Genomic DNA, 24,353 nt, shown 5'->3' with positions numbered 1-24,353 from the left:
TGGGACGGTTTTTTCCAATGAATCGCTTTTTATTCAAGAGGATTCGTCGACCAGCAATCACCCGCCGCCACATGCTTCGTTATTTTTTCCCTGAATCCGTGACGGCGGGTGGGCACTGAACAACGCATCCTTTTAAATGGACGAATATTTTTAGACAAATTCATGTATTGTTCAGTTTCACCCACCGCCTTTTGGGGCATCCATCAGCACGCCACCTTCATTGTTCGTAACAAGCCGATAAAGTGTACTTTAATCGGCATGTCACAAATAACGAAACTGACGCACGATGAATGCTCACGGATTCAGGTTTTCTTTTTGGGTGTATCCAGGTAGTTAACCCCGGATTCATGCAAGTGCTTGAGTTTTGTTTCGATCTGGTCACAGAGCGTTTTCAGCACTTTCAAGCGAGCACAATACTTGCTGTTGGCCTCCACCAGCGTCCAGGGGGCAAGAAGGGTGCTGGTTCGATCCACCATATCACAGACCGCCTGCTCATAGAGTTCCCATTTTTCCCGATTGCGCCAGTCTTCCTCAGTGATTTTAAAGGTCTTAAATGCAGTCTTTTCACGATCTTTAAAGCGGCGTAACTGTTCATCCTTGGTAATGGCCAGCCAGAATTTGACCACCAGCAGATTGTGCCGTACCAGCTGGGCTTCAAAATCATTGATTTCACTGTAGGCCCGCATCCAGTCCGCTTCAGCACAGAATTCCTCGACCCGTTCCACCAACACGCGTCCGTACCAGGAGCGATCAAAAATGGTAACCCGCCCTTTGCGGGGCAGATGACGCCAGAAGCGCCAGAGGTAGGGCTGGGCCCGTTCCTCTTCTGTGGGGGCCGCGATGGGGATGACCTGGTAAAAACGAGCATCAAGTGCTTTGGTGATGCGTCGAATGCTGCCTCCTTTTCCTGCTGCATCGTTCCCTTCAAAGACCGCAATAACAGACATGTATTTAAATTTGGAATCTCGGGTCAACTCGGCCAGGCGTGCCTGGTATTTCTGCAGTTGCGCTTTATACTCTTTTTTCTCCAGCACCTGGCTCATATCCAGGGTTTTGAGCAGGTGGAGGTTGTCAATGGGCGGCATCCATGGTGGCGTCAGAGCTTTGGGGGCAGGGGCTTGTGCCAGCTGGAGACGTTCCTGGAGGGCCTTGAGCAGAATTTTGCCCACGGTCAGGTTGCGGTAGCGGGCATCCTCCCCCTCGACAATAAGCCATGGGGCTTCTGCCGTACTGGTATGGCGAATAACGTTTTCATGCACCTCTCGAAACGTATCGTAGAGCTTATAGCGTCTCCAATCGCGTTTGGTGACCTTCCACCGGGTGAGAGGGTTCTTCTCCAGTTCGGTAAATCGTTTTTTTTGCTGCTTTTTGGAGAGATGGAGCCAGAATTTGAGGATTAACCCCCCCTCATCCACCAGCATCTTTTCCAGTCGTTTTGCCCTACCCAGGCTCTGTTCCAGGTCTGCAGTGTCTGTCTTGCCATTGACTCGGTTGAGAATGGGCCAGGTGTACCAGGAACCTAAAAAGACCCCGATTTTCCCTTTGGGGGGCAGGGCACGCCAGAAGCGCCACATCATGGGGCGGTCAAGTTCTTCGTCGGTTGGTTCGCCCATGCCATGGGTTTGAATATGGCGCGGGTCCATCCACTCGTTGAGCAGGTTGACGGTGGCCCCACGTCCTGCGCCGTCCAGGCCGCCGATGAGAATGATCACCTGAAAGGCTCCGGACTGGGCCAGCTCCATCTGCGCTGTCAGCAGTGCCTCGCGCAGGGCTGGTACCTCGTCTTCGTAAACGGATTTTTTAACTTTGTGTCCCAGTTCAGCAGATTCAAACATAACTGACCTCGTGTAGGGAAAAAACAATGCTCGCGATCGGTCGATGTGTAAACAATATATGCTCAGGCCGTTTTTGAGCTGGCCTCATAAACGTAGTGTATATCTTTAAGCCCCAAAGAAGATAGGAAAAATACGGAAGGCTTAAGAGGCGACCTTCTTTTTGATGTCAATGATCGGTGTCTGGTCCAGCACGTCCAGTCCGCGCACTGCAATGCGGTTTCCCTCCACCGAAAGGACAGTCAATTCGGAAAGAGCGATTGGGTTGGGGCGTACCGGGCTGCGGGTGGCAAAAACACCACTTAACCCCCGGCTTTTGTCACCGCGCGGGTAGACCTTCAGGATATCGCGAGAGGAGCGGTGCAGCCAGAAGAGGACCACGATGGTCATGCCAGTTTTAATGCCATCAATGGCTTCCTGATAGCGGGGATCGATTTCAAGAATACCGGTGTGGTCGGAGATGTCGTAGTTTTTTGGGGCCTTGTCAAGATCGACAATATCACCATGAACAATGCCGATACTGTAGAGTTCAGGAAGGATTGTTGGTTGCATTGAGATACTCCTCATACTTGGGATTGTTAATTTTTTCTTTGGAGACTGGCTGCAATCTGCGGGATTGAGTATCTTCGCCTCCAGCAGAAGAAAACAGCTGCTCGCCCATGGCGAGATCGAAATATTTTGATGTTGTGGGCGCATAACGTCCGCTTTGGGAGCTGAAGTATGGAGAAAGCAACACCCCCCCCTTTAACCTCCGCCAATATGATTTTGTTGACGGTCTGTCTCGCCCAGTTCATGGCACCGTTTATGCTCACCTCTATAGGTGTTGCCCTGCCATCTTTGGGGCGGGATCTCAATGCCTCAGCCATGCAGATAGGACTGGTTGAGCAGACCTACGTGCTCTCGCTGGCCATGTTTATGCTCACCTTTGGGCGCCTGGGGGATATCATTGGCCAGCGGATTATGTTTTTAAGCGGGTTGGGCATATTTACCGGTTTTACCTTTCTCCTTGGTTTCAGTACCAGTATCTACACTGTTATCACCCTGCGGTTTTTTCAGGGAATCGGTGCGGCAACCATGCTTTCCGGCAGCATGGCCCTGGTGGCGGCTGCCTTCCCTCCAGAGCTACGGGCACGCAAGATCGGCCTGGTCTCCGCCTGTACCTATGTAGGATTATCCACCGGTCCGGTGATTGGTGGCTACATCACGGAACATTTCGGGTGGCGGCATGTGTTTCTTAGCCCGGTGCCCATTGGGCTTGCAGCGGTCTTTGTTTGCCTATTTGGTATGCGTGAAATGGAGAAAAATGCCTCGGGTGAACGGATGGACTGGCTGGGGAGCACGGTATACGGCCTCAGTGTCGGCTGCATCATGACCGGAGCAGCTCACGCCCAGCAGTTGTGGTTGGGGCTCCCGCTGTTGCTTGCAGGCACGCTCGGCTTGGGTGGTTTCCTTGTGTTGGAAAAAAGCAGCAACAGCCCACTGCTCGATGTTCGATTACTCTCGCAAAATCGATTTTTTACCCTGAGCAGCCTGGCTGCGCTGGGCAACTACGCGGCCACCTTTGGCATTGTTTTTTTTATGAGCCTTTTTTTGCAGTACGCAAAGGGCCTCACGGCCCGTGAAGCCGGGTTAATCCTTCTTTTGCAACCGCTCATGCAGGTGGTTACTTCACCTCTCTCCGGACGTCTTGCAGATCGAATTGCCATCGCCAAGCTGGCAACCGCCGGCATGCTCATCAGTGCTGCAGGGTTGCTCCTGGCGGCCTTGACCCTGAGTACCCGGACACCGCTCTGGCTTGTTGCAGTGGAGCTTTTGCTGATTGGAGCTGGTTTTGGAATTTTTATCACCCCGAATTCCACCGCCATTATGGATAGCGTGGAGCGGCGTCAGTTCGGGGTGGCCTCTGGGATGATCGGCGCCATGCGCACCCTGGGTATGGCCACCAGCCTGACAACGATTACCCTGGTCTTTTCCCTGTTTATGGGAGACCAGGCCGTCACCAATGCAAACCTTGATCAATTTATCATCAGTATGCGGACGGCCTTGGTCGTGTTTTCATTTTTTTCCTGTCTGGGCGTGATCCTTTCCATCAGCCGGGGAACACGGCAGGAGGCTGGCTGAGCCTCTGCTGCCCTTGAAATGAAGGTTCTAAATTATTTTAAGGCCCTGTAATACGAATCCAGCGTATACACAGCCGCCAGCGGGTTATGGCCGGTGACCCGATCTTTGACCGCTAGCACGGTGCAGGGGGCCTCGGCATACTTGAGGAAAAGGGAGTCATGCCCCACGCAGAGCCCTAAAAGAATATTGAACTCGGTCTGTTCTGAATTGAGTACCTGTGCCTGGAGGATAGGGTTGCACATGGTTTCAAAGGTGCAGACACTGATTTTGTCCTGATCGGTCAATCCCAACTCTTCCTTGGGGATGCGGCCAACCTTGCAGATGACCGAGACCATCTCGATTCCGTGGTTTTTAAAAAAACGTTCTACAATTTTGGCCTCGTTTCGCAGGCCAAGGCAAAAGGCCATACCCACTTTTTTGTAGCCCATCTTGCCAATGAAGTCTAAAATTTCCTCAATGCGGGGTTTGGCGGGACGAACCTTGGCGTAGCCGAGCTCTCGGTTTGCGTAGCCATCTCGTTCCTGAAGAGAGGCCTGGCGGGCAAACTCGGCGTTTTCACTCTTTGCATACTCAGCCCGGGACTCCTCTATCAGTTCGGGTTTGCGGACCGTGGGACAGTTTTCGGGGTGGCGTCCTCCCTCGGTGCGACAGATACGTTCATCGGGTTTAAACGAGCAGGCGGCGCAGGTGGGGTTGGATGGTTGCATGGTGTCTCTTTCCTGGAATGAATTAATGATAAGTGGTCTTTTACCTCTCAAGGGTGTCTTGAATAATTAGATTTTTCAATCAAGGTCAAGGCATGTGAAAAATTTTACCGCAGGCATATGCTTGATATTCCGAGGATAAAATTTTGAGCATAACGCAGAGATTGGCAGAAAAAGCAATTATTCAAGATTCCTTCAAGACCTCATGGTTGTATATAGATATCTTTAAAATCCGGTAGAGGCGGAAACAACTCTTGCATCGGTAAGGTTGCAAGCTCTTTTGCAACCCGGGTCAGGTCTCCTTGCTGGCCTCGCAACAGTTCAACACTTTGGCTGCTCAGCCCGGCCAGCTCAACCTGCTGCCAGAACAGTGCCCGTAGGGATGGAAAGTGAAAGTCGGCTGCAAAGAGGTGCTGTTGCTCCGGGGCAAGGGCTGCTACAATGGTTTTTATCCACTGGACAAAGGCGCGTGAAAAGACCATGCCCGCGTTTTCCCGACCCGCCCGATATTCGGAAAAAAGCCGCTTTTGCGGATCTGTTTCCTGCTGGCTGCGGATTAAATCGATGAGGCCTAGTTGCAGTAGCCAGGGGTGCAGTGGGATGGTGCGTGTCGGTGTATCAGCATCACCAAGCCTACGTAGGTTGAGGCACCACACTCCCTGCTTCTGGATCAGGTCGCCTGGCATAAGAAAAAAGACCTCGTTACGACTGGCACCACAACAGGCGGCCAGAAGCGGTGCCCAGTAGTGGGAAGGAAATCCCGGCTTTTGAAAGGCGAGAAAATTCTCCTGGCGAAAAAGCAGGGTCAATGCCTCTGGGGTAAATGGTGGAATCTGCTGGGTAGACATGGACGCGGTGATTTGGGCTCTGGATATTGCCTGAAAACGGGTGTAACTTCTGGCTAATCCTCTATAAATGATTCAACAACCATACCGCGCCCATGACTGATCGTAAAGCTGAACCTGTGATTGGGCTTTTAGTTGAGGGAATCTTGAATAAGAAAATTATTTTGGAATACGATATGCGCCTACTCTTTTCCTTACGTGGCATCTTGCTTTTCTTCGTCTGTGTGTTGGCAGCTGGAAACGCACCTGCAGCAAATACAACAGCACGATACCTGAATGACCAATTTGGCTTTAGCTTCCACTATCCGGCATCGTGGATATTCACACCTGGAGCGCAACGTGCAATGCGGGTGCAACTCGTTACGCCGGATGGGGTGCCAGCAGCAGCGTGTGCGGTGATGGTAAAGGAGTATCCCAATGCGGTCAATGCAAGGCAGGAAGAGATTGATGAGATCTTTGAGCAAACACCCACCAAAGAGGAGTTGCAGGAAGTGCTGGGGCAGGAGGAAGAACACCTGCACGTTATCAAAGCCAGTACAGGGCGATTGGATGGGCGGCCGACCCATGTGGGCACCTACCGATTGCGCCAAGGCCTTGATGAGTACCTCTACGGGCGGGTGATTATGACCGCAACCCCCGGATTAACCTGGTCTGTCAGTTGTCGAGGTCTGGGTGAGAGTAGAGAGCAGGCGAAGAAAAATTTTGTGTCCTGGCAACAGGACATTGATGCACTGATTGATTCGTTTACCCTGCCTACGGACTAAGGAAGATTTTTTGTGGTTACTCGCTGCGCAGTGAGAGGGCAATGCGCTTGCGTGCACTGTCCACACTGATAACGCGAACCTGAAGCTGTTGGCGCACATGGACCACCTCTGCCGGATCTTTGACAAATCGATCAGCGAGCTGACTGATGTGAATCAACCCATCCTGATGGACGCCAATATCAACAAAGGCGCCAAATTTGGTGACATTGGTTACGATCCCCGGCAGCCACATGCCCTCAAGCAGATCTTCCATTTTCTCGATTCCATCGGCAAAGGCAAAGGCTGTGAACTCCTGGCGAGGATCCCTGCCTGGTTTGCCAAGCTCGTCGAAAATATCTTTGAGCGTGGGTAACCCCAAATCACCGTCCACGTAGCGCTGCAGCTCTATTTTATTGCGCTGTTCTTTGTTTTCTATCAGCTCCCCGATGCTGCAACCACAGTCTTTTGCCATCTGCTGGACCAGGGCATAGCGTTCAGGATGGACCCCGGAACGGTCCAACGGATTGGTGCCATCGTGGATGCGCAGGAAACCGGCGCACTGCTCAAAGGCCTTTTTCCCCAGGCGCGGTACCTTGAGCAGTTGTTTGCGATCGGTAAACGGCCCCTGTTCGTGACGAAAGGCAAGTATATTGGCCGCCAGGGTAGGGCCCAGGCCGGAGACAAATGTAAGTAGCTCCTGGCTGGCGCTGTTGACTTCCACCCCCACTCGGTTGACACAGCTTATCACCACATCTTCAAGCCCCTGCTTCAGAGCTTTCTGGTTGACATCATGCTGATACTGGCCCACCCCAATGGCCTTGGGGTCGAGTTTGACCAGTTCTGCCAGAGGATCCTGGAGACGTCTGCCAATGGAGATAGCTCCACGAACGGTGAGATCGTAGTCTGCAAATTCCCTCCGGGCAACTTCCGAGGCAGAGTAGATCGAGGCCCCACTCTCATCCACCATGGTGATTATGATTGCAGCGGGAAGGTTCAAGGCTCGCACAAAGGTTTCGGTTTCCCGGCTGGCCGTTCCGTTGCCAATGGCGATGGCCTCTATGTGAAAACGGTTGCAAAGTTCCACTACAATTTTTCCCGCCTCTGCCTGTTGTTTGGCTGAAAGGGTTGGATAAATAGTGGTGTGATGCAGCAGTTGCCCCTGTCTGTCCAGGCACACCAGTTTGGCCCCGGTGCGAAAACCAGGGTCCAGCGCCAGAGTCCGTTTGGCTCCCAGAGGGGCGGCTAAAAGCAGTTGGCGCAGGTTGTCGGCAAAGACGCTTATGGCCTCCTGATCAGCCTGTTCTTTGAGCTGGGTACGCAGCTCGTTTTCAAGCGATGGTGCCAAAAGCCGTTTATAGCCATCATCCACTGCCAGCCGTACCTGCTGTCCATCAAAGGCCTTGCTGCGAACAGTGGCCCGGTGGAGTATATTAAGAGCCTCCTCTTCAGCGGGGAGCAAACTCAGGTGCAGGATTTTTTCCGCCTCTCCCCGCAGCATGGCCAGAAGCCGATGCCCGGCCACCTTGGTAACCGATTCCTGCCAGTCAAAATAGTCGCGAAATTTCTTGCCCTCCTCCTCCTTGCCTTTGACCACCCTGGCGGAGATCACCGCTCGCTGTTGAAAGAAGGCACGAAGCCGCGCCCGCAGCTCGCTGGTCTCGCTCAGCTGTTCGGCGATGATATCCCGTGCTCCGGCAAGCGCTTCTTCTGCAGTCTGCACCTCTCCTTTTGGATTCACATAAGGGGCTGGATCAACGGTTTGCCCTTTTTGGGCAAAAAGCATGACAGCCAGAGGCTCCAATCCCCGTTCTCTGGCCATCTCTGCGCGAGTGCGGCGTTTTGGTTTAAACGGCAGGTAGATATCCTCAAGCTCTGTCAGGTTGGGAGCCCTGTTAACAGCGTTCAGCAACTCTTCAGAGAGCAGCTCGCGTTCGGTGAGCGATTTGCGAATGGACGCTTTGCGTTTGTCCAGTTCAACCAGGTCCGCGTGTAGGTCTCGAATGGATGAGAGGTGCACTTCGTCAAGCGAACCGGTTGCTTCCTTCCGGTAGCGGGCGATAAAAGGGATGGTTGCCCCATCTTCAAGGAGGGAAAGGACAGTTGCCACCTGGTGGTGGTTTATCTGCAGAGAGGAGGCGATACGCGAAGCATGCTCGGGCATGGAAAATTCACACAATGCAAGAGAAGTAATAACGCGCCTGCAGATGCCCCCAGTCTGCATACAAGGACCAGGGGCAGAGGCAACGAGTGAAATGGTTGGGCGCCAGAGAAAGAGTTTTCCGGTGAGCTATGCAAAATGTTGCACTGCTCCTGAGTCTTCACCCTTTAGTTTTTGGGCAGGGTCACCATGGAAAACCGAGGTTTTTGCTGCCCCTCACACTCGACCCATTCGGTAAACATGGCGTAAGGACGCACCCAGAGACCGGTTGCGTTATACATGGGGCGATAGAGTACCAGTGGCTCAAGGGTTTCACTATGGCGAACAACCCCGAGTACCTCGTAGTCACCACCTTTGTAGTGACGATAGCGCCCTATGGGCAGGTTGGGAAGAGGGGTGAGTGCAGTCATAAGATTATGTTTGCTTTTAGATGGGGGGTGGAACCGGGCGAGTGAGGAGCCTAAAACAGCTCAATGTCGCCGGTTATGATTTCAGTTTTCTCGATTTCTCCGTTGGCAACCAGGGTCTCATAGAAGCAAACCTGGTTTCGTCCATGCTCCTTGGCAAAATAGAGTGCCTGGTCAGCCTGGTCAAGCAGGGTGGCGGTAAATTGATTGGGATCCATTCGGGTAACCCCGAGACTGATGGTCACCTGACCGACCTGGGGAAAATCATACTCTTCCATGGCCAGGCGAAACCGTTCCAATGCCATCTGGGCGTGATTTTGTTGAGCTGCCCGAAGAACAATGACAAATTCTTCACCGCCGAAACGAAAAAGGTGATCGGTGGCTCGAAAATGGGTCTGCATGAGCTGGGCCGTGAGTAAAAGAACCTCATCCCCATACAGGTGCCCCCAGATATCGTTAATCCGTTTAAAATGATCAAGATCCACCATGACCAGCCAGTAGGCTGAACGGTCGACCGATGTCCTGCGTTCTGGAGAAGTCGGGGAAGCTAACGGTTGCTGCAGGGAGTAAATTTTATTGATGATATCATCAAAGGTCCTCCGGTTGAGTAGACCTGTAAGCTGATCGTGCTGGGCCTCGTTGAGGACGGAAATAAAATTGCGATAGACCCCCAGCAGGCCAGAAACCATGTGGCAGTCCAAGCCTGACAGTGGCTCTGGGGTAATGGCGACCAGGACAATATCCATGGCTCTGAGCTGTATCAGGTGCCAGATGGATACGGTCTCTGCCGGGGAGAGTTGTCGGTTCAACGGTGCCGCGCTACAAGAGGCGGCATGAATTGCTTGAAGGACACTCTCTTCCACCAGGACGTTTTCCACATGGACAACATAACTCTCCTGGCTGAGTTTCAACTGGTAATACGGTTGATGGTTGTGGTCCAGCCGGAGGATGAACAGCTCCCTTGAAGGAATAAACTCATTGAGGGTCTTCAGGAGACTGAACTCCATAAGTTCCACATCCTGGCTGGCTGTCATAGTGACGAGTTTATCAAGAAGTTGTGGTATGTTGTTCATTTCACGGCGTTTCGTGGAGGCAGCGTCCGAAGAAGCAGGAAATGGTGATTGCAGAGCACCTAAAATACCAAATTATGCCAAGGTAATGGTGATTTTCAATCACTGCAATCATATTTGTTTTGCGGGGCCATTTCGTCCTTGGTGGATGGGGAGGGGGGAAGCGGAGATCGGGAAGAAAATGAAAAAGGCTTGTTCTGTTTTCTTTTGTCTTGTTAAATGGTTACAGGTTGAATTGCCTGTGGCACAAGAAGCAGAAGGAGGGAGGAGTCTATGCAAAAGCAAAACAGCAAACATGGCCCGGCAGTCAGCGGTTTACTCCTTGGCGGAGTATTGCTTCTGCTGAGTGGTTGTGCTCGAGAACCCATCGGGCGGATAATGGAGACCACAGCCTACTGTGGGTGTGGCCAGTGCTGCAGTTGGGAACGAGGAAGCTGGAGCTATCTGAAACTTGATTTCTGGAACCGCTATGTCAGTGCCGGGCCCGATGCGGGGCGGCCCTATTATGGGCAGACTGCCATGGGCACCGAGCCACGGGAACCACAGGAAGGGCTTTTTTCCTGGGATACACTGTCCCATCCTTGGATGGTTCCGTTCCGCATTCTCCCCTGGTCCTGGTTTTCAGAAGACGGCACCATCGCCGCAGATACCAAATACTATCCTTTTGGCACGCGTATGTATGTCGAAGGATACGGCTGGGGCAGGGTTGAAGATCGTGGCGGTGCCATCAAAGGGCCCAATCGCATCGATCTTTTTTTTGATTCGCACCAGGAGGCGCTGGGCTGGGGGCGAACAAAAAAAGTAGTCCGGATTGAACACCGCTGAAACCGACAGAGAAACATAACCGTTCTGCCAGGTCGGCGAGAGGCTCAGGAGTTGCTCACCAGGTTGCAATGTAAGGGCCCCTGATGAATGGAGAAGGGGAGCGATTTATCCTGTTTGGCATTGTACATGGCCAGGTCGGCCGCATGAATTATTTCTTCTGCATGAGTGAAGTCCGGGGTGCTCATGGCAATGCCGATGCTGGTTGAAACTTGGATGCTGTGCCCTTTCAATTCATAGGGCGTCTGGCAACGGGTACGAATACGGTTGCCCACAGCCTTGGCATCTTCAATGGAGTTGACCTTGGGGAGTATAATGGTGAATTCATCGCCTCCCAGGCGAGAAACCACATCATTGCTGCGAACGACATCCTGTAGAGTGGCGGCAAAGGCCTTGAGCAGTTCGTCGCCGATGTCATGGCCTAAGGTATCGTTAATCTGTTTAAATTTGTTCAGGTCCAGAAAGAGCAAGGCAAAACAGGGCTCACCACGTCCCTTCCTGTAGAGGCTGAAACTGGATTTGAGGTACTCCATGAATTCAGCTCTGTTTTTCAGGCCGGTGAGAGAATCATGTCCGGCCTGATAAGCCAGTTTTTGCTCAAACAGCACGGAATCGTGAATGTTTCGGGCAACGATATAATACATCATCTGGTCAGGATAGACAGCGATGCTGCAGGAAAACCAGTGATAGTCGCCGGAGTTTTTACGCAGGCGGGTCTTGATTACCTGGCTTTCTTCGCTCTGGTGCAGCTGGTCAATAACGTCTTGAAAGGGAGCCCTATCCTCGGGATGGACCAGAGCAAATATGGTTGGCGCCTGCACCTGCTCGTCATCAAAGGTGGTGCTCCAGCTTTGGTTCTGTTGAACCAGAGCGCCATCCAAAGAAAAGATGGCCATGGCATCCAGGGAGAGTTGATAGAACCTGTCGCGTTCGATCAGCGCCCTGCGTAATTCCAGGGTGAGCAGGGCTTGGGAAGCCAGGGGAGAAAAACGCCTGGCCTTTTTCACATGGCGGGGACCGAAATGTTTCAGGTCCTGGTGGGTGACGACCAAAAGGGTTTTTTTGCTGCTGCCGGACAGGCCGATATGCAGCGCGGAGCGGACGGTGGAGACTGTAGCTGCAGGGAGCTGCTTCCATTCCGGAATCTGGGTAATATCAAAGGACGCCACCGGCTTTCCAGAGAGTGCCTTGCTGAAAACCGGTCCGATTTTCCAGTGACTGTCTTGGATACTTGCACAGGTGGTGGCGAGAACCGTCATGGCGGTTGCGTTTTTTGCCTGAAGAATAAAGGCCTGATCAAAATCAATCACACTGCGCAGTGCCTGCACCAGTGCCGAAAAGAGTTCTTCCTTATCCTGGGCTCCACTCATTCCACGCAGTCCTTCAAGCAGGGCTTCGGCTTCCAGTCGAATGTCCCGCTCTCGTTGCCGGGATCGTTCCAGATCCAGTACGGTTTCCAGGAGTTGTTCAGATTGAATGACCATAGATTCCTTTGCAGAGGGGGATGGATGTGGTGCACGCTGCCAGTCTCGTCAGCCAGGAACCGTCCTGCTATTCCTTGGTAAAAAGTAATACTGAGATCATCAGGTTGCCGTGTTTATTGCCGCCGTTGAGAAAACAGCCCTGCTCACCGTAGGTGAAGGTGCCAAGAAAAGGGATGCCGGGAAGTGCCTCGCGGATACTGTCAACGACCTCACCTAAGCGATTTTCCACTGTCAGCATGCAGCCCGCGCAATAGACAATCAGAGCGCCTGCCACGTCTTCAGGATCGGCCACATGGGTTTCCATGGCAGAGGTGGCCACTCTTCCCGCGCGGGTGATAAGGCTGTCCACGGTCCCCCGCATAAGAACAATTTCATCACCAGCCGCCATATCGGAAAACAAGGTTAAGGCATTGTCAGCAGTGACCGAATCGGGGTGGGATAGCTGAAAATAGGGGACCTCGCCGATATAGCCCGCAACTCTGCCCAGAGGTCTCAGGGTGGTCAGACCGAGGATATGCCCACCGCTCCCCAGCATGTCGGAGATCAGCCCATCGGTCCACTGGTTGTAAACCTCTGCCGCCGGACGACCATTGATTTCTATCAGGGTTCGTTGGCTGGTAGCCGTGGCGACGCCCTTATTGACCGTGGCTTCATAGCCACCGGCCTTGGTGATCAGTCCCTTGGCATCGGTGGGCTCATAGCCGCTGTGGAAGGCAAACATCACATCGGTTGAGGGGAAGAGGGCAGTGACCACCACCGCATCATTATACACCTCTTCGATGGTGAACTGCTTCCAGGATCCATCCAGTTCATTGTCGGCAGAGCTCCCCCCGGCAACAGGGACATCCGGTCCCAGAACTTCGGCTATTCCGTCTAAAATGGCTTCCTCGTGACCGGGAACAGCCGAGAGCCAGACCATGCTCGGCACCTCTCCGGGGCAATCCGCATTGATCAGTGCCTGGTTGATGGCTTGTTGAGCCGCCTCTTTGGCATCAGGTGCGCATGGCACAACTCCGACCCCATAACTGCCATCCGGGTCACTGATGGCCAGCATGGCCAGACCGCCATTCTCTCCGGCTGCTACCCCCATTTGTGTCATGACTCCTTTGCATGAGGTTCCTCCATGGAGGGCAACGTTCGGGGTGCGGTGCTGCAGTGCGGTTATTATGGGTTTGATCTCATAGTCTTCGGAACAAAAGAGGACAATAAAATCAGGATCCTGTTGCAGGTCCTCAAGCAGTGTTTCATAGAGTGCAAGGACAGCCTCGGGGGACAGGTCTGTGGTGGCGCCGGTTGCAATACGCATTGTTTTTCCCTCGGGGTGGATGTTGGGCAGGTGCAATGCACATACTTGCGGAGAAGTATGCTTGTGCCTGATTCAATTATTGATAAATCCCGGGGAAAGTCAAAAAAACTTTGAACGTACCGTTGTGAGGCAGCAGGTGATACAGCGCCACAGGCGCATACCTGATCAGATTATAGGCTGAAAAGGGCTAGCAACTCTTCTCGGCTGAGTTGCTTGATCATTCCAAGATCATCTTCGTTTATAATGGCATCACTGAGTTTCCTCTTGTCGGCAATAATGGCATCAATTTTTTCTTCGAGAGTATTTTCTGTGGTCAGGCGAAAGAGATCCACAGGTTCCTTTTGCCCCATTCTGTGGACACGGGCGGTTGCCTGTTCTTCTTTGGCTGGGTTCCACCAGCGATCATAATGGATGACGACATTCCCGGCGACCAGGTCTATGCCTGTTCCGCCAGCCAGCAGACTGGCAAGAAAAATCCGGCAGTCATCATCGTTTGCGAACCGCTCTATTGCGGCCTGGCGTTTGGGAACAGCCATGTCTCCGCGTAGTTCAGCAAAACCGATGTTGTTGCTTTCCAGATAATGCTCCATCAAGCTTAACATAGCCAGGTATTGGCTGAAGACCACGACCTTGCGGCCGTTTGCCAGGGCTTCATCCAACAGCTCGACAAAGAGATCCCACTTGCCGCTTTTGTACCGAGTGGGATCGGCGCACTGTTCTACTAGACAGGGGTGGTCGCAAATCTGTTTCAGGCGGGTCATCATGGCGAAAACATGGAGATAATCGATGGGCGCTATTTCTTCGGCTATATCGTCAAGCAGAGGCTTATGTGCTGCGAGGGTATCCTGATAGAGTTGAGCCTGGGTGGAACTGAGGCAGCAGCTTCGATTATTTTCTATTAATTCCGGTAACTCGGTCAGGACCTGAGAGCGGGTACGTCGAAGAACAAAAGGGGTGATTCTTTGGGTCAGGAGCTCTTGCTGCGGCAGGGAGTCATATTTTTCAATGGGCGTGAGAAAGGTATGCTGAAAGTCTTTAAAGCGGCCAAAGAAACCTGGCAGGCAGATGGCAAAAATGGAGAAGAGGTCGGCTAGTGAATTTTCGATCGGTGTACCCGAAAGCCCGAACACAGCATGGGAGTGCAGGGATCTGCAGGCCTGATGGGTTGCGGTGCGCCTGTTTTTCAGAGCCTGGATTTCATCATAGACAATAAGCTGAAATGCCTCTTGGCTGAGCAAGTGGGCATCTGCACGGATTATGGCATAGGTGGTGAGAATGATCTGCGCCTGGCTGCTTATGTCCAGATTCCGCTCCGGGCCGTAGTAGAGTGCGAATCCCAGGTCAGGGTAAAAGCGGTTGAGTTTATCTGCCCAGTGGAGCAGGACAGAGGCCGGGCAGACAACAAGAATGGAGGCCGATGGGGCATCTTCTCGAATGACAGTGTCAATTAAGGCCATTGCCTGGTGGGTTTTCCCCAATCCCATGTCATCAGCCAGAAGTCCTCCCATTCCCAGTTGGTAGAGCATGTACATCCAGGAAAGCCCTGTTTTTTGATACTCACGCAGATGTTTTTGATGGCGAATTCTTGTGTCGGTCTGTGGTTGTTTTTCCAGAGAGGAGAGGCTGTTCAGCCGTTGTTGCAGCTCTGGGACGTTGTGCTGGTGCTCAATGTCAGGAATGGCTGAAACCAGACAGGCAAACTCTCCTCTGGTGAGACACAGTCCCTCCTTTGGGAGTGTGGTCAGGTCTTTTGGTTTGTGGCGAAAACGTTGGTACAGCCAGGTGAGGGGGCCGTCGTTGGGCTGAAGTGTCGTCAGACCACAGATCAGAGGTTGTCGTTTCTGTAAGGCTTTGATGAGTTGTGAAGGGAGGATCTGCTCCTCGCCGATGCCAAATCGACAGGAGAGAACGATCCAGCCCTGCTCCTCTTGGAGTCCAGTAAGAATGAGTCGGTCTGGAGTATGGATACAACGCATGGCAAAGACTTCCGGAGCAACCCGATTGTCCGGGTGGTGCAGTTGTTCCTGGTTGTGCTCAAGAAATGTTGCCAGGTTCTTCTGTTCGACAATACGTTCATCTGCCTGCTGGAGAAAGGCAAACAGGGGCGTTGTGGTCTCGGTGGGGGAGTCTATTATTATCCTGGCAGCGCTGTCAGGTGAAGAGAGTCTGATAAATCCTTCTTGGGGCAGATAATAGTAGGGACCGAATTTGTGTTGGTGGAGTTCGGCAACAGACAGACAACGATCGTCAGGGAGCCAGGCAATAGGACTGACTCGGAGTGTCCCTTCTGCTGTAGGCGATATATCGCTGCCGCATCGGGCGTCCGGTAACTGGCAATATGGGTCTTGAAGCAAACCAAGTTTTTTGAGCAGCTCAACAGTATTGGCCCGAGGCAAGGTGATGGCAAGGGAGACACCGGCCTGGTTGTCGTTTATTGAGAGCACAAAAGCCTCGGGCGTTCCTGTGTGCGTCACTGTGGGGACGCCGTCACCAAGGCGGCTGAACGCGGCTCTGCAGAGCCGGGTCCAGAGGGATGCATCGTGCTGCAGTCCTTTACTTGTTGCCCCCACTTTTATCAGCTGCTGCTCGTTGCTGGTGGTGCATCGATTTTGCATCTGGCTGAAGAGGTGCTGGAGCTCCTCTGGAACTTCTGGGGCAAGGAGCTCGGTCGCGTCAATCGGCAACCTGGACAAGGTGGCACGGAGGCTCCCATCGTTGGTCGTCTGCATCAGGGAGAGTTCGGTTGCGTTGAGTGTTATTTGAGGCGCTTCTTTTCCCTTACCCAGCCAGGTGAAGAGAAAATCGGCCAGGTTCCCCCAGATAGATTGCTTAAACAGAAGCGGAAAAGGGTGGTAGGTGTCCGGGGAGTGTTCATGCAGGCTGAGTATGCAGAGCGCTGCCAGGTGGGCACATCGTTTATCTTTGCTGGAGGATTTACAAAGCGTGCAGTGGCTGTCTTGAAGGGTGAATCCCGATTCGATGCGTTGGCTGGGGCGAAAGAAAAGCGTGAGTTTGTGGTGACCGATGAAGCCAGCCGCGCTGTTTCTATAAAAAAAGAACTGCGTGATCTTGGCTTGTTGCAGCAATGCGTACCCCTGGTCAAGGGTTTCACGATCAAACCAGTTGCTGAGCAGAAATGTCGCAGGGAGCGGAAGAAAAGGAGGCAGGCTGTCTGGAGGGATGACTATATACATAATGTGAAGGGCAGTGGAAGATGGTGATTTTTGCAGATACCTGAATCCGGAACAGTGGGGGGCCCTGAACAGCAAATGAATGAGCTTAAAAAGCTTCGTATCAGTCATAGGAGACCTTGTTCTGTGACCACCCTTCGTCACGGATTCCGGAGGTAATCATAAAAGAAACACACTGAACTGCTACAAAAAATATGCTTTCCTTTTAGCTCCCCTTCTTTTTAGGAAAATCTATTTTTTGATATAGATTCTCATTTTTATATTGACCTGAAACGAGGATTGGGTTATGTGTATCGCTAATGATAATTTTTATTAAATCAATTCAATTAAGGAGAAGATAATGGATCAAGCAACCATGAACATGCCTCTGCTCGGTGACATATTTCCTGAGATGACAGTCCAAACTACCCACGGTCCCATGACGCTACCAGAGGACATGAACGGTAAGTGGTTTGTTCTTTTCAGTCATCCTGCCGACTTCACCCCTGTATGCACCACCGAGTTTGTTGGTTTTCAGAAACGTTTTGCCCAGTTTCAGGAGATGGGATGCGAATTAATAGGTATGTCGATTGATCAGGTCTTCTCCCATATCAAATGGGTGGAATGGATCAAAGAGAAGCTGGATGTGGAGATTGAGTTCCCCATCATCGCGGCCAATGATTCCATTGCCATGCAACTTGGTCTGCTTCATCCCGGTAAAGGAACCAATACCGTCCGCGCAGTGTTCATTGTCGATCCCTTTGGCAAGGTCCGCTTGATTCTGTATTATCCCCAGGAAATCGGGCGTAATATGGATGAAATTGTTCGTGCGGTAAAAGCGCTGCAGGTCTCGGATAAACAGGGAGCCATGCCGGCTGACTGGCCTAATTCTGATCTTATCGGGGATCGGGTCATCGTACCGCCGGCGGGAGATGTCTTTCTGGCGAAAGAGCGGTTAGAGCAATATGAAGGGTACGATTGGTGGTTTTGCCATAAACCACTGGAAAAATAAAATCCCAGCTCTTTAGATCTGTCAAAGAATCTGCCAAAGACTGAGATAGCAGCCAAATAAAGGGAAGGCCCCCTGAGGTCTTCCCTTTTTTATTGCTCACGGATTCAGGCGTTGGTTTTGCAGACTCTGCGTATCGTCGTTATTATTTATGCTCGATCGGTGTGTCACTATTAAAAATCGAATGAAACTCTTCGAGCATTGAGCCCCAGAAATCACTGAGATGAGCAAAACGATCGTCTACTTCGTTGAAGTAATTTTCGAGTTGGTCAATTGCCTGGTGCTGGTCAGTCTCCGTCTCTTTCTTGAGCTGCGTCTTAAGTTGCTCCAGAGATCGTTCCAGCTGGGTAATGCGTTGTTCCAGTTCTTGTCGGCGTTTGTTCATTGCATCCGTATCCCCTTAGAGTCCTAGCAGGGAACTCCCGGCAATTAGGGTGGCTGGGGCAATAAAAAAGACGGTTAAGATATATACTAGGGCGTAGAGTTTATTTTTAACCGTTGCGTCTGCCAGTGTTCGTGCTGCCACAAGCGGAAGGTTACGTAGAAAAGGAATACCATAAATGACGATGACGCCCAAGACATTATACGACAGATGTATCAGGGCGATCTGCAGGGCAAAGAGAGCGTTGGGACCGGTGATGGCTGTTGCCGCCAATAACGCGGTGATACAAGTACCGATGTTGGCCCCCAGGGTAAAGGGATAGACTTGGCGCAGGTTGAAGACACCGTTTCCGGCAAGAGGTACAATCAGGCTGGTCGTGGTTGATGAAGACTGTACCAGGACTGTCATGAAGGTGCCGGATGCCAGCCCGGAGAGTGGGCCACGGCCAACGGCCCAGTGCAGCACCTCTTTGGCTTTCCCCACCATGAGCACTTTCAACACTTTGCCGATCATGGTAATCGCGGCAATGATCAGGGCCACGCCAAGCGCGATCATGATAAGCCCGCCTAAAAGATGGGGCAGGGCTCCTAACAGAGAATCGTTGATAAAATGGAGTGCAGGCTTAACCAGCGGTTTAATGAAATTGAGATTTTGCAGGGAGATCGCTTCGCTTCCCAGCATCAGACCGCCAAAGAAATTGCCTATTTTGTCCAGCAGGCCAAAAGATATCTCCAGGGGAAGAAAGATTATAACGCTGAGCAGATTGAAAAAATCGTGGATCGTGGCCGCAGCAAAGGCACGTCGAAATTCTTCTCCCTGTTTTACATGGCCAAGGCTGACAATGGTGTTGGTAATGGTGGTGCCGATATTGGCCCCCATGACCATGGGAATGGCAATAACAACGGGCAAGCCTCCGGCAACGAGGCCTACGATAATGGAAGTAACTGTGCTTGATGACTGAATCAGCGCTGTTGCCACGGTGCCAATGACCAATCCGGTGATTGGATTTTGGGCAAAGCCGAAAAGGGCTTTGGCATTTTCTCCTGCGACTGCTTTGAAGCCACCGCCAATCATGGCAACGGCGACAAGCAGAATATAAATAAGGCCTATAATAAAGAACCATTCTTTAATGCTGGCGGGTTTGACATCCGCGACCGATGCCTCTGCAAGAACACTTGCCTGGGACCCCATATTCTCCTCTCCTGAAATTCGAAATGAATCCTGGACTCGCGCGTGATTTTGAGCATGCCGCTCTTGTTGCCTGGGCAGCAAGAGAGTTATTTATTGTCGTGACTGCTCATAATGGGTGAAGATGACACGCTGGTGCAAGCTCAACAAAGAGCGACGAGTGACATGCACAAGGGAAAGGACGTTGCTTGAACGTTTTGCCTTTTCAGCAAAATGACTCCGTCATTTTATGTGTACTGTCACGAGTCCAGGAGATTGGTGAATTTCTTCTACAATGGGGAGTGAAATAATCAAGAAATGATTGACTGTTAATCAAATGCTAACCAAAAAATAATATTTAGCCAGTTCTACGACGATACTGTAATTTGTTGAAAATGCGTATTTCTGGCTGGATTGGCTTGATGGAGTGTTCTCTGTTGATCAGTATGCCGGCCTTTATCACCATTGACCAAACAGCGACGTAGGAAATCGGGAGAATACGATCACATTGCTTGATGTCCTCGGCATGTACAGAGACCGTATCGCAAGATCGGCTGGTGAGAGCCCCCCATCCCTCAGCTCAGGAAACCTTTTCGTCAAGCAGTATCGGGGAGAGCTTGATATTTTCGGTTTCCACCTTGATGAGTCCCCCAGAACAAATTCGAATCAGCTGAAAATTCCTTTAAGGGTAAAGAAAAAGAACATGGCCATAACTGCTCCGGCCGGAAGGGTGACGAGCCATGAGATAATAATATTGAGCACAACACGCAGGTCGAGCGCTCCAACGCCACGGGCGAACCCTACCCCCAGTACCGAACCGACCAGGATATGCGTCGTGGAAACAGGCAAGCCGGTACGGGATGCCAGGACAACAGTGGTCGCCGCTGCCAGTTCGGCACAGAAACCGCGGGAAGGGGTCAGTTCCGTGATTTTTCTCCCCACAGTCAGCATGACCCTGTATCCCAGGGTCAGCAAACCGAGAACAATCCCGCCGCCGCCCAACAACATTATCCAGATTGGAAGCGCGGATGTCTGCATAACTTCACCCCCGGAAGTAATGATGCTCACCACTGCCGCCAGCGGACCGATACCATTGGCGACATCATTGGAGCCATGAGCAAAGGCCATGGAACATGCCGTGAAGAGCATCATGGGGGTAAATACCTTTTCAACCGCTTCAAAGTGAAAGTCCCGGCTACGGAGGAGATCCTCTTTGATATGACGGATAAAAAGCCAGCCTATGGTCGCTGTAATCAGACCAATGACGACTGCCAAGGCAAAGCTCTGACTGGTCGAAAAATTTACATTTAAATGTTTGAGTCCCTTGAACAGGGTGACAAGGGAAATAATGAAGCCCACGAGAAAAATATAGACCGGCGCACATTTTTTGGCGTTGCCCAGGGGATTGTCCGTGTTAAAAATGAATTTTCTCGTGGAAAGCACCAGGATATAAGAAATTGTTCCGCCCAGGACCGGCGACAGGACCCAACTCATCACAACCGAGCCGATCTTTCCCCATTTCACGGACTCAGGGCCTATACCGACCATGGCAAAGCCGACAAGAGCCCCAATGATAGAATGGGTGGTGGAGACCGGCCAGCCTTTAGCAGAGGCGATCATGAGCCAGAAAGCTGCGGCAAGAAGTGCCGCCAGCATGCCGTACACCAAAATTTCCGGTTGGTTAATGATGCTGCTGGGATCAATGATCCCTTTTCTGATAGTTTTGGTTACATTCCCGCCAGCCAGTACAGCCCCGAGAAATTCAAAAACAATGGCAATGCAAATCGCCTGTTTAATGGTGACAGCTCCAGCTCCCACTGAGGTCCCCATAGCATTGGCAAGGTCATTGGCTCCAATGCCCCAGGTCATGAACAGTCCGAATACTACTGCCATGATGACCATGATGGTCCCGTACGCTGCAATAATTTCCATTTTTTTCCTTATTTTGATAGAAACAGTAAAAGTCGGTCAGCAATGTTCTCGGATTGATCTGACAGATCTCCGACCAGTTCTATAATTTTATACCAGTACATGACGGAAACCGGATCCAGTTCGTCCTCCACAGCAAAGAGTGAGCGGCGGGTATTATGCAGAATCTTATCGATATTATTCTCGCATTTGCGAACACCATCGATCATACCGCTAACCTTTTCCCTTTCTCGTCCTCCAAAGCCCACTTCAAGAAGTTCATCCAACTCCTCAATTATTTTCAGGGCTGCTGAAGTCGCCTCCATGGTTTCTTCCAGTAATGCATCAAGATGAGACTTGATAGCTTCCGGCACCACCATATCACGGGAGACCACAATCTGGGCTATGTGCTCCGCTATATCCGCCAGCGAGTCCTGGTCGTTGAGCAGTTCCAGGAGGTCCCGCCTGGCTACCGGCATGAACAGCGAGTTCGGCATGTTCAGGCGAAAGTTGGACTTGATTTTATCTGCTTCGGTTTCAAGGGAATCTATTTGAGCAGCAAGATCTGCGATCTGCTCATCTTCCCTCAGGTAGAGCGCATGAAAAAGAGTGGGAATGAGGCATATGCAGGAAAAAACCGTGCGCATATGTTCCTGAAGAGGGGTGAAAGGTGAACGTCGAAAAAGGCCGGGAAGGGGAGTAGTAGATCGGATAGGCATAATCCTCGATCTCCTTAGCAGTGTTTGCCATCAGGACCCGTCTCTGGCGACAGGCTAGTAGACTCAGGGCCTGTATATTTGTGTCGAAACGTCACGGACTATACAAGTGCCCTACGATTTGTGAGGTTATTGTTAGGAAGTCAATGTACCCTGCGTTTCAAGCCAAATCCAGATGAATTGTCAATATTTTTTACGGTTAAAAACCTCTTCTTTTTTCCCGATCGGTTCGACGTCAAAGTGGCTTCAGGTCGTTAATCAGTTTTGTCAAAGGTTCTGCGGGGTAGTGTAACGGGATAAATCTGCCTCTGATATATTGGAGGACAGCAGGGCCATCCTGAAGGGCGCTGTAAATGATATGATGATTTTTTATACCGTCAACATTCTTCCAGGCACTGCCAAAGGGATCGATCGGGGTGTGACCGACAATAAATGGTGTTTTTTTGGCACACCCCAGGGTCTTCCGGAATCGCGCAATATCCTTTTTATTATACCCGCCTGGAAAATTGGGTCGTTGCAGCCTGTTGCGTGTAATTTCCCGGATGAGTGAAGGGTGCTGGGTGATGTTGACAAGATCGTTGTATGTGACAGTGGAAATCGGCGGTGCTGCATGGCAGGCAAAAAAATTCTCTGCATGGACAATGTAGGGCAGGCTCGAGAAAAATGTTTCCATGGCGTTGACATAGTCGCTTCCGCGGCGATCAAGCAGTTCTTCTTTCAATAACAGGCCTTGGGAAATACCATTTTTACTGATTGTTTCCGAAAAGGAATCATGATTGCCGGCGATGTAGTGAAAATTTTCGGGAAACCTCAGCTTAAGAGCGCAAATAAGATCGATCATGAGAATGGAGCTGTCCATCTTTTCCATTTCCCCGGCTATTTCCGAATGGAGCGCGTCTCCCAGGAGGACCATGGTCACCGCCTTCCTGTCGAGGTGGCGCAGCATACAGTTCTCACTGAGGATTTTTAACAGATTGTCTACCTGGCCATGCAGGTCTCCTACAATGACGGGGATAGTGTCATTGTCCAGCCGAATGATTCCGCCTCCTTGACCTGACCTGGCAACCTCACGGGCAGGGTCCCGAGTCATGCAGTCAATGGTATTATGGAGCAGCTGTAGGGCCTCGGTCGCGGATTTTTGTTTGATTTGTCCCCCGAAAATCTGCCTGATACTGTAAAAGGCGTTTTCCCGCTCCAGCTTTACCCGTTCCCTATAATCCATGTCGTCAGAGCGTACGAGTTGCACCGGTTGCTCATGAGCCAGCGGGGTAAAGGTCAGGTCACCACGCTGATTGGTAATGCCGACATGGCGATCAGCGATGGAGGAGTCAAATTGAAGAATATGGCGGAATATTTTATTTGCCCGCCCCATGATCACCGTCTCCCCATCCTGTATGCGAACAAATCCCAAGGGCTCGCTGCTGTCACAGACATACGGTGCAGAGATGCGCCAATGTTTACGTAAAGAGGCCCATTTTACCCCCAGGGGAATCTCCGGCGCAAAATAGAACCGCTGGTCACCTATGAGCATTTCAAATGTTTTGCCGTCATGGGCCACTCTGCTCACCTCGACCAAGGCCTTTGGCTCAGCTGTGATATTGAACCAGGTGCTGCGGTTGAGCCCCAGGACCTGCTTCCATCCCTTTACACTGTTGAGACTTGGACGTGGAGGCTTGGTGGGTATGGACCATCTGGGAACAGAGACCGCCCCTTTTTCTGCAATATAATAGGGCGGGCCGCTTAAGGAATCACGAATGGAAATATTTAATCCGGCCCTGTGCAGATAGAGGGCAATTTCCTGATATGCCTGCACCTGCCTCTCAACCATTTCCAGCGTCAGCCCAACATCCACAGGGAAATACCCCTGATCTTGTCTCTGCAGTCTTCGGTTGAAAATTTTCTCGGGGGGGGGCAGAAGAAATTCGAAGACATATCTGTTTATCCAGTTTTTCTGCAAAAAAGATGTGCCCCGTCCGGGAATCTTTATTCGCGCTGGTTCCAGCAGAGGTGATGGCTCAGCTTCAACCCACTCCTTGTCAAAAACCGTCAGGGCTTCGTTAAAGCCTTTAAACGGCATGCCAAGATGCACTTCCCGCGGCCTGTAGATAAGTGTCTGGTTCTTCCACCAATTTTTTTGAGTCAGGTCGATATACCCTTCATTGGGCCAGCCGCCAATCTGGTTGATATAATAGGATTTACCAGCTCCGGGCGGCCCTGTCACAACCATCTGCAGGTATTCCATACCAATGGGGATCAATATGCCCCTGGTTTCTTGGATATCCTTAATGGGGACGAGTATATTTTTAAGGAGATTTTTCATCTGACCGATGAAGGTAAAATGAAAATTATTGAAATAATGACCTTTTTCATACTTCTAAAAATGGCTCTTCCGCCGAATCCGTGGGTAGAAATCTGGAATTTTGAAAATTTCGAGCAAAGGGTAGTCCGAAATATCTCTCCTTATCGCCTCCCCCTTTTTAGTGAGGGGAGGTGATAAGGAGAGATATTT

Annotated in this window: 19 protein-coding genes; 4 read left to right on the top strand and 15 right to left on the bottom strand. The window is 51.4% G+C overall.

Annotated features, from left to right (window positions below; all coding sequences use genetic code 11):
• Window positions 1-302 precede the first annotated feature (302 nt).
• The gene (pap, locus tag JWJ90_RS17175) at window positions 303-1,835 is read right to left on the bottom strand and encodes a polyphosphate:AMP phosphotransferase (RefSeq protein ID WP_205228446.1); all 1,533 of its coding nucleotides are present in this window, start codon (window positions 1,833-1,835) and stop codon (window positions 303-305) included.
• Window positions 1,836-1,976: 141 nt separating this feature from the next.
• Window positions 1,977-2,384 carry a tRNA (N6-threonylcarbamoyladenosine(37)-N6)-methyltransferase TrmO gene (gene tsaA, locus JWJ90_RS17170; RefSeq protein WP_205228445.1) on the bottom strand — a complete coding sequence of 136 codons (408 nt, stop codon included), beginning with the start codon at window positions 2,382-2,384 and terminating at the stop codon, window positions 1,977-1,979.
• Window positions 2,385-2,552: 168 nt separating this feature from the next.
• Between tsaA and JWJ90_RS17165 the strand changes: the two genes are divergently transcribed.
• Window positions 2,553-3,953, top strand: a complete 1,401-nt coding sequence (locus JWJ90_RS17165) for an MFS transporter (RefSeq protein WP_205228444.1) — start codon at window positions 2,553-2,555, stop codon at window positions 3,951-3,953.
• Window positions 3,954-3,985: 32 nt separating this feature from the next.
• Here the strand turns inward: JWJ90_RS17165 and JWJ90_RS17160 are convergent, their stop codons facing one another.
• Both JWJ90_RS17160 and JWJ90_RS17155 read right to left on the bottom strand, forming a co-directional pair.
• The gene (locus JWJ90_RS17160; RefSeq protein WP_205228443.1) at window positions 3,986-4,660 is read right to left on the bottom strand and encodes a DUF1847 domain-containing protein; all 675 of its coding nucleotides are present in this window, start codon (window positions 4,658-4,660) and stop codon (window positions 3,986-3,988) included.
• Between the two features lie 200 nt (window positions 4,661-4,860).
• Window positions 4,861-5,505 (bottom strand): site-specific integrase, encoded by a 645-nt coding sequence (locus JWJ90_RS17155; protein ID WP_205228442.1) that lies wholly within the window; start codon window positions 5,503-5,505, stop codon window positions 4,861-4,863.
• Between the two features lie 143 nt (window positions 5,506-5,648).
• Here JWJ90_RS17155 and JWJ90_RS17150 point away from each other — a divergent pair, with 143 nt between their 5' ends.
• Entirely contained in the window at window positions 5,649-6,266 is a 618-nt protein-coding gene (locus JWJ90_RS17150) for a PsbP-related protein (protein ID WP_205228441.1), read from the top strand.
• A gap of 16 nt (window positions 6,267-6,282) precedes the next feature.
• Here the strand turns inward: JWJ90_RS17150 and JWJ90_RS17145 are convergent, their stop codons facing one another.
• From JWJ90_RS17145 to JWJ90_RS17135, 3 genes are all read right to left on the bottom strand, one after another.
• Window positions 6,283-8,406, bottom strand: coding sequence for a Tex family protein (locus JWJ90_RS17145; RefSeq protein ID WP_205228440.1), 2,124 nt, complete (start codon window positions 8,404-8,406; stop codon window positions 6,283-6,285).
• A 164-nt stretch (window positions 8,407-8,570) separates the two neighbouring features.
• On the bottom strand, window positions 8,571-8,813 hold the full coding sequence (locus JWJ90_RS17140) for a DUF1653 domain-containing protein (RefSeq protein ID WP_205228439.1): 243 nt from the start codon (window positions 8,811-8,813) through the stop codon (window positions 8,571-8,573).
• Between the two features lie 50 nt (window positions 8,814-8,863).
• Window positions 8,864-9,883, bottom strand: a complete 1,020-nt coding sequence (locus JWJ90_RS17135) for a GGDEF domain-containing protein (RefSeq protein ID WP_205228438.1) — start codon at window positions 9,881-9,883, stop codon at window positions 8,864-8,866.
• A 270-nt stretch (window positions 9,884-10,153) separates the two neighbouring features.
• Between JWJ90_RS17135 and JWJ90_RS17130 the strand changes: the two genes are divergently transcribed.
• Window positions 10,154-10,705, top strand: a complete 552-nt coding sequence (locus JWJ90_RS17130; protein ID WP_240195008.1) for a 3D domain-containing protein — start codon at window positions 10,154-10,156, stop codon at window positions 10,703-10,705.
• A 44-nt stretch (window positions 10,706-10,749) separates the two neighbouring features.
• Here JWJ90_RS17130 and JWJ90_RS17125 read toward each other — a convergent pair whose 3' ends face one another.
• The 3 genes from JWJ90_RS17125 to JWJ90_RS17115 form a co-directional block, all read right to left on the bottom strand.
• Complete coding sequence (locus JWJ90_RS17125) at window positions 10,750-12,186, bottom strand: sensor domain-containing diguanylate cyclase (protein ID WP_205228437.1); 1,437 nt, start codon at window positions 12,184-12,186, stop codon at window positions 10,750-10,752.
• Window positions 12,187-12,253: 67 nt separating this feature from the next.
• A complete protein-coding gene (locus JWJ90_RS17120; protein ID WP_205228436.1) occupies window positions 12,254-13,492 on the bottom strand; it encodes an FIST signal transduction protein in 1,239 nt (412 codons plus the stop codon).
• Window positions 13,493-13,662: 170 nt separating this feature from the next.
• Complete coding sequence (locus tag JWJ90_RS17115; protein ID WP_205228435.1) at window positions 13,663-16,794, bottom strand: DEAD/DEAH box helicase; 3,132 nt, start codon at window positions 16,792-16,794, stop codon at window positions 13,663-13,665.
• Between the two features lie 229 nt (window positions 16,795-17,023).
• On the opposite strand from JWJ90_RS17115, the gene JWJ90_RS17110 reads away from it, so the two are divergent.
• Complete coding sequence (locus JWJ90_RS17110) at window positions 17,024-17,674, top strand: peroxiredoxin (protein ID WP_205228434.1); 651 nt, start codon at window positions 17,024-17,026, stop codon at window positions 17,672-17,674.
• 142 nt (window positions 17,675-17,816) lie between these two features.
• Here the strand turns inward: JWJ90_RS17110 and JWJ90_RS17105 are convergent, their stop codons facing one another.
• From JWJ90_RS17105 to JWJ90_RS17085, 5 genes are all read right to left on the bottom strand, one after another.
• A complete protein-coding gene (locus tag JWJ90_RS17105) occupies window positions 17,817-18,056 on the bottom strand; it encodes a DUF3450 domain-containing protein (protein WP_205228433.1) in 240 nt (79 codons plus the stop codon).
• A gap of 15 nt (window positions 18,057-18,071) precedes the next feature.
• Window positions 18,072-19,244 carry a Na/Pi symporter gene (locus tag JWJ90_RS17100; protein ID WP_205228432.1) on the bottom strand — a complete coding sequence of 391 codons (1,173 nt, stop codon included), beginning with the start codon at window positions 19,242-19,244 and terminating at the stop codon, window positions 18,072-18,074.
• Between the two features lie 642 nt (window positions 19,245-19,886).
• Window positions 19,887-21,152 (bottom strand): inorganic phosphate transporter, encoded by a 1,266-nt coding sequence (locus JWJ90_RS17095; RefSeq protein WP_205228431.1) that lies wholly within the window; start codon window positions 21,150-21,152, stop codon window positions 19,887-19,889.
• An 8-nt stretch (window positions 21,153-21,160) separates the two neighbouring features.
• Window positions 21,161-21,847 carry a TIGR00153 family protein gene (locus JWJ90_RS17090; RefSeq protein WP_205228430.1) on the bottom strand — a complete coding sequence of 229 codons (687 nt, stop codon included), beginning with the start codon at window positions 21,845-21,847 and terminating at the stop codon, window positions 21,161-21,163.
• A 232-nt stretch (window positions 21,848-22,079) separates the two neighbouring features.
• Window positions 22,080-24,164, bottom strand: a complete 2,085-nt coding sequence (locus JWJ90_RS17085) for a metallophosphoesterase (RefSeq protein ID WP_205228429.1) — start codon at window positions 24,162-24,164, stop codon at window positions 22,080-22,082.
• Window positions 24,165-24,353 lie beyond the last annotated feature (189 nt).

The organism is Desulfobulbus rhabdoformis (assembly GCF_016919065.1).
Taxonomy (GTDB): Bacteria; Desulfobacterota; Desulfobulbia; order Desulfobulbales; family Desulfobulbaceae; genus Desulfobulbus; species Desulfobulbus rhabdoformis.
Note: the sequence above shows the minus strand (reverse complement) of the source record. Positions and strands in the feature narration are given on the sequence as shown.